This window comes from Acidimicrobiales bacterium, assembly GCA_035540975.1.
Taxonomy (GTDB): Bacteria; Actinomycetota; Acidimicrobiia; order Acidimicrobiales.
The window spans coordinates 1-4,846 of the sequence record DATLFN010000161.1 but is presented as its reverse complement, the minus strand read 5'-3'; the positions used below and the strand labels follow the sequence as shown (position 1 = coordinate 4,846).

At 74.0% G+C, this 4,846-nt stretch carries 5 protein-coding genes; all 5 read left to right on the top strand.

All coding sequences use genetic code 11. The annotated features are described in order from the left end of the window. The coding region (locus VM242_15845; protein HVM06631.1) for a GDP-mannose 4,6-dehydratase at positions 1-385 on the top strand (385 nt) is incomplete at its 5' end. Between the two features lie 5 nt (positions 386-390). Further along, positions 391-1,989, top strand: a complete 1,599-nt coding sequence (locus VM242_15840; GenBank protein HVM06630.1) for a hypothetical protein — start codon at positions 391-393, stop codon at positions 1,987-1,989. Further along, entirely contained in the window at positions 1,986-2,156 is a 171-nt protein-coding gene (locus VM242_15835; protein ID HVM06629.1) for a hypothetical protein, read from the top strand. The genes VM242_15840 and VM242_15835 overlap by 4 nt, the downstream gene beginning before the upstream one ends. Before the next feature lie 319 nt (positions 2,157-2,475). Continuing rightward, a complete protein-coding gene (locus VM242_15830; protein ID HVM06628.1) occupies positions 2,476-3,021 on the top strand; it encodes a DUF488 domain-containing protein in 546 nt (181 codons plus the stop codon). A gap of 386 nt (positions 3,022-3,407) precedes the next feature. Further along, a complete protein-coding gene (locus VM242_15825) occupies positions 3,408-3,791 on the top strand; it encodes a hypothetical protein (protein HVM06627.1) in 384 nt (127 codons plus the stop codon). The last annotated feature ends 1,055 nt before the right edge of the window (positions 3,792-4,846 follow it).

The window sequence follows — 4,846 nt, the reverse complement described above, 5'->3', positions numbered from 1 at the left end:
GAAGGTGCTCAAGGGCCAGGACCCCCTGCACATCCTGGGCGACGGGTCGCAGGTGCGCCACTACACCTACGGCGGGGACCTGGCCACCGGCATCGTCACCGCCATGGAGCACCCCGACGCCCGCAACGAGGACTTCAACCTGTCCACCGCCACGTCGACCACGGTGCTGGAGCTGGCCGAGGTCATCTGGCGCAAGATCAAGGGCCCCGACGTGCCCCTGCGCACCGTGTCCGACGACGCCTACCTCTACGATGTCCAGAAGCGCGTGCCGTCGACCGAGAAGGCCGCCAAGGTCCTCGGCTTCGAGGCGACCACGACGCTCGACCAGATGCTGGACGAGGTCATCCCCTGGATCGAGCAGGCCCTGCGCGACGACCGCATCTGACCGACGTGGGCTCCCACCGTCCGGTCGCCGAGAGGGCGGTCGACGACCGCACGGCGCAGGATCGGCCGGCGTCCGAGGTCCACGTGATCGAGGCGCTGCCCGAGCCGTGGTGGTCGGCGCGGCGGCGGGCGGCTCGCGACCCAGTCATGGTGGCGGCGCGCCTCGGGCACGTGGCTTCGCTGGTGGCGGCTGCGCCGCTCATCCTGTGGTTCAACCGGAACCAGTGGTTCTTCGGCGACGAGTGGGAGTTCTTCGCCAACCGGATGTCCGGGTGGGGGCGCGTCCTGCTCGAGCCGCACAACGAGCACTGGTCGACGGCGCCCATCCTGGTCTACCGCGCCGTCTACGCGGCCGTCGGCCTGCGCAGCTACCTCCCCTACGTGGCGGTCCTGGTCGTGCTCCACCTCGCCGTCGCCCACCTGCTGTGGCGGGTGATGAACCGGGTCGGTGTCGCACCCCTCGTGTCGACCGCGCTCGCCGCCGTGTTCGCCGTTCTCGGGTCGGGCCACGAGAACCTGCTCTGGGCCTTCCAGATCGGCTTCGTCGGCTCGGTCGCCGTGGGCCTGGCCCACCTCCTGCTGGTGGACCACGACGGCCCGTTCGGCCGGCGCGACCGGGTGGCCGGGGTGGTGGCCGTCGTCGGCCTCCTGTTCTCCGGGATCAGTGTGATCATGACGGTGACGAGCGGCGTGGCCGTCCTCCTGCGGCGGGGTGTGAGGGACGCGCTGGCGACGGTGGCGCCGCCCGCCGGCGTGTACGCCCTGTGGTTCGCGGTCGTCGGCCACGAGGGACTGGGCAGCGGAGGCGGGCGCGTCGAGAGCGTGCTGGACGCCCCCGGCTACCTCTGGACCGGCCTGGCCTCGGCGCTGGAAGGGGCGAGTGGCATCCCCGCCGCGGGCGCCGTGCTGGTGATCCTCCTCCTCGGCTGGCTGCTGCGCCAGCGGGCGGTGGCCGGCGTCCCGGCGGCTCCCGCCACGGCGATGGCGATCGGCGCTGCCTCGCTCTTCGCCATGCTGGCCGCCGGCCGGTCGGGCTACGGCGTGGAGCAGGCGACCGCCAGCCGCTACCTGTACATCGCCGTGGCCCTGCTCCTGCCGGCGCTCGGTCTCATGCTGTCGGACGCCACCGGCCGCGTGGCGTCGCGTCAGGTTGCCGCCGCCGTCGTCCTCGTCCCCGTCCTCGTCCACAACGTGGCCAGCTTCCGCGAGCTGAGCCACGCCGAGGCCGGCCGCGAGCGGGCCATCCGGACCACGGTCCTGGCCGCGGCCGAGCTGGCCGACGATGGCGCCCCCATGGTGGCGACCCAGCCCGAGCCCAGGTTCTCACCGGACGTGACGGTCGCCCTCCTCCGCCGGCTCGACCGCCAGGGCGCTCTGCCGGACCACGCCCCGGCCGAGGTGGACGTCCTGACCGCCGCCGGCCAGCTCCAGGTGGCCCTGAAACCTGAGCCACCGGCGGAGACCACGGGTGACCCGCCGACGGTCTCCACGGCGATCAAGACCTGGGCTGCTTCCTCGTGGGGCCATCGGGTGCCTCACCGGTGGACGTGCGCTTCGCCCGGCCGGGGGCCATCTCGCTGCGCACGCCCACAGGGGGCGACGTGACGGTGGCGCTGCATTCGGCGTCGACCCTGGGATTGACGGGAACGCCACGGGCCATCACGCTCCGCCAGGGAGCGGTGGAGTGGCTCCACGTGGCCGCGCCCACGACGCTGACCCTCGGCTCGCCGGCGCCGGCCGCCACCGAGGTGTGCGGCGTGCGAACCGGCTGACGCCGGACGCCGGCGGGGTGAGAGCGGGACCGGCCCGCTGGGACGGCTCGACCGCCCGGGGCGGCAATACTGGCGCGCATCAAGGAGGTCATCCGTCGAACCGTCGTCGACGAGCACCGGAACCGTGCACTGGCGGATCTGCTCACCCGCAGCGATCCCCTCAGCCCCGCCATCCTCCTCGCCGGTGGCATCCGGCCGGGCGAGTCGACGGCCTGGCGGCGAGCGCAGCCGACGTCGCGGCCCACGGTACCCACATGCCCCCGGCGGCCGTGCTCGTCGAGGGGCCGGAGGACGAGGGACGTTTGGCGGCGGGGACACGATGACGACGCTCTACACGTTGGGCCACGGAACCCTCGGCGCCGAGGTGTTCGTCGGGTTGGTCGCCGGCGCCGGCGTTCGCCGCATCGTCGACGTCCGGTCGTTCCCGGGCAGTCGTCGCAACCCGCAGTTCGGTAGCGAGGAGATGCAGCGGTGGCTCACGGCGGCGGGACTGGCCTATGTGTGGATGCCCGAGCTCGGTGGTCGGCGTCCGCCACTCGCCGGCTCCAGGCACGCGGCGCTGCGCCACGAGGCGTTCCGGGGCTACGCCGACCACATGGCGACCGCCGGGTTCCTCGGCGGGTGCGATGAGCTCGTCTCCATCGCGTGGCGTGAGCCCACGGCGGTGATGTGCAGCGAATCGCTGTGGTGGCGTTGCCATCGCCGCCTGCTGGCCGACCACGTTGCCCTGGTAGGGGGCCTCGAGGTGGTCCACCTCATGCACGACGGACGGCTCGCCGCGCACGTCCCGACGGAGGGCGTCCGCCGGTCCGACGACGGCCTCGTCTACGACGTCGGGGTCACGCCGCCGCTCCCCGAGGCCTGAACCCACGCCGCCCACGCCGCCGACGCCGCCCTGGCGGCAGCGATGGGGATCACCGGCCGTGGTAGCAAGTCGAACGGCGACGCCCGGCGGCGCGCCCGACGGAGAGGGGGCCTGGATGGCCTGGGAGCGGGACGTCGTCATCTCGAACCGCAAGGAGCTGACCTACCTCCTGTGCCAGGCCGCCGAGCTCGAGCACGGGCTGATGTGCGAGTACCTCTATGCCGCCTTCAGCGTCAAGCAGCGCAGCGCGGCGCCCCCGGCGTTGGCGACGGCCGGGCCGAGGCGGTCGAGCGGGGCGGCGGAGCATCCTCACCATCGCCAAGGAGGAAATGCTCCACTGGGCGCTCGTCAACAACCTCCTCACCGCCGTCGGGTCAGCGCCCTAGGTGAGCCGGCCCCGTCTCACCGGGGGCGTGGTCGGCTACCCGGACGGCGTCCAGCTCGCCCTGCTGCCCTTCGGCGAACGGGCCCTGCGCCACTTCGTGTACCTGGAGCGGCCCGAGGGCGCCGACGTCCACGACGCCGAGGGCTTCGACCACTCCGGCCGGGTCCTCCGCCCGGTCGGCCCCAACGAGCTGGTGCCCGGACCGCAGGAGTTCGGGTCGGTGAGCCACCTCGACCGCTCGATCGAGGCGGGCTCGCCACGCTCGCCGGCACCCTCGGCGAAAAGGGGCTGTTCATCGGCCCGCCCCGTGCCCAGGCCACGCCGGCCACCTTCCGTGGGCCGGACATCGTGCCCATCGCGGACCTCGGCACGGCGGTCGCGGTGATCGAGCGCATCGTCGAGCAGGGTGAAGGCGCGCTCTCGGGCAGGACGACGACTTCCACGCCGTCCACCTCGTCGAGGGCGGAGACGAGCGCCCGCTCGACGGCGTCGAACTGCTCGGCCGGCCAGAACGTGAACAAGCCGTCGGGCTCGTCCTCTGTACGCTGCACCGAGCCGGGGACGGGCCGGAAGTCACGCTCCCGGACGCGGAGCGGCCACGGCAGCAGCAGGGTGTTCCCGTGCCCGACGGCCGGACCGGCGGTGCGGCGGACCGGCGCCCGGTGCCAGCGCACGTCGACGCCGGCGTCCCGGACGCATGCGTAGCGCGACAGCGACCGGAACGAGATGCCGCCGACGGGCGTGCGCACCTTCGGGACGACCCGCAGGCGGTCGGTCGGGACCCGTTCCAGCGAGCCGGTGGTGGCGAGGAGCTCCCGGGCCCGGGCCGGTGAAGCTGGCCCCGCCCGCCCACCGTACCGACCGTGACCCCTATGCCGGCGCACGCCTCGTCGGCCACGGCGTGCAGCGTCAACAGCGCACTGCACAGGCGCCACGCGCGGCCGTCGACGTCGTCGAGTGCCGTCGCGGCGCCGTCGCGCACGGTCGCCCACGCGTCGGCGACGAGCCCCGGGACGCCACCGCTCCGGTCGGCCACCCACGCGCACCACTCGTCGGCGGCGCCGGCGACGGCATCGGGCGAGGCTCGCACGTGCGGCGGCGGCCAGACGGCACCGGCCGGCGGCGACACCGCGAAGCGGTACGCCTGTGACGGGTGCAGCACGATCTCGGCGAAGGCGAAGGCTTCCGGTACCACTCGAGGAGGTCGTCATCGAGCGGGCGGGCGCTCGCGTCGAGCCACGTCGACTGGATCGTCGGGCCGGTGGCACCCACGGCCCGACTTACGGGTGGGCGCCCGCCGGCCCGCCCGCCGGCGTCGTGATCACCTCGTGGACCGGTGGCCAGGGCCGGGCGTCCCCGTCGAGCCCGCGGTCGCGGACGCGGCGCGCCGCGGTGGCCCGAGGCGGGCGTCGACGCCGGGGGAGTAGTGGACGAGCGGAT